Below are 1,404 nucleotides of genomic sequence, written 5' to 3'. Positions count from 1 at the left end.
ATCTATATACGATTGCCTTATTATTTCTTTTAAGTACAAACGGTCATCATTTGCTTTTGGATGGAATTTTTTATAGCTATCAGTTCATCCCGATTGATCAATTATTTGTGCTCTTTGGGGACCAGGCATTAATAGAGTACTTGGCCAAAGCATTTAGTAAGACATTCATGATTGCGTTTCAAATGTCAATTCCAGTAGTGGGCAGCATTTTTTTAGTGGATGTCACGCTTGGCATTCTGGCAAGGACAGTTCCCCAATTAAATGTATTTGTTGTCGGAATTCCAGTGAAAATTATAGCAGGTTTAGCGGTTATAGTGATAGTCATGGGGATGATGATGACGGTTGTTACCCAACTTTTTAATTTCTTACTTGTGACGATGCGTCAGTTAATGCAGCTGATCGGAGGCGTATAACATGGTGTGGATTCAGCTGAATTTACAGTTTTTCGCTGGTGAAAAGACGGAAAAGGCGACTCCAAAAAAACGTCAGGATTCGAAGAAAAAAGGACAGGTAGCTAAAAGTCAGGATGTAAATACCTCTGTGAATTTAATTGCTGTGTTTTCGGTGCTATTGATGATGGGACCTTATATGTACAATCATCTTCTCGGTCTCATGAAAGAATATCTGCAACACTTTACGATTGCAGGATTCAGTGAGGAAAATATACAAATTACCATGATAGAGGTTTTGAAGGAGATGGGGCTTGTCCTCGGTCCTGTTTTTGCAGCAGCGGTGATTGCAGGAATTTTGGCTAATGTGATGCAAATTGGGTTTATGTTTTCTACTGAGTCAATTCAGTTTAAACTTGAAAAATTGGATCCTATTAAAGGATTCAAACGTATTTTTTCCTTGAGGGCCATTGTTGAATTATTGAAATCCATTCTTAAAATATCATTTGTAGGTTTAGTTGCCTTTTATGTACTTTGGCAGCGTATGGACGAGATTATGATTTTATCCCAGATTTCTGTGGAAGAAGCAATGGCAACATTGGCAGATATTACGATAAAGGTAGGGTATTATGCTGCCGTGGCTTTATTGTTCATTGCTCTATTAGACTATTTGTATCAAAAATATGACTTTGAAAAAAACATCCGGATGTCCAAACAGGATATTAAGGATGAATATAAAAATTCTGAGGGTGACCCGTTAATTAAATCAAAGATTAAGCAAAAGCAAAGGCAGATGGCAGCGCAGAGAATGATGCAGGAAGTGCCAAATGCTGATGTCGTCATCACAAACCCGACGCATTTTGCGATTGCTTTAAAATATGATGAAAATAAGGCGGAGGCTCCGTTTGTAGTGGCAAAAGGCGTTGATTTTGTAGCTCAGAAAATTAAATATATTGCTAAAGAAAACGATGTGATCATGGTGGAAAACCGTCCTTTGGCAAGGTCTTTATATGAT

2 protein-coding genes are annotated in these 1,404 nt (G+C 37.7%); both read left to right on the top strand.

The genetic code is table 11. The annotated features are described in order from the left end of the window. A partial coding sequence (locus AC1DUW_RS28780; protein WP_477644180.1) for a flagellar biosynthetic protein FliR occupies window positions 1-413 on the top strand: 413 nt, incomplete at its 5' end. A 1-nt stretch (window position 414) separates the two neighbouring features. Continuing rightward, window positions 415-1,404: flagellar biosynthesis protein FlhB (flhB, locus tag AC1DUW_RS28775; protein ID WP_477644179.1), on the top strand; the 990-nt coding region annotated here is incomplete at its 3' end.

It is taken from the genome of Peribacillus sp. P4_C12 (assembly GCF_056402095.1).
The sequence above is the reverse complement of the archived record's forward strand: the minus strand, read 5'-3'. Positions and strand labels throughout refer to the sequence as shown.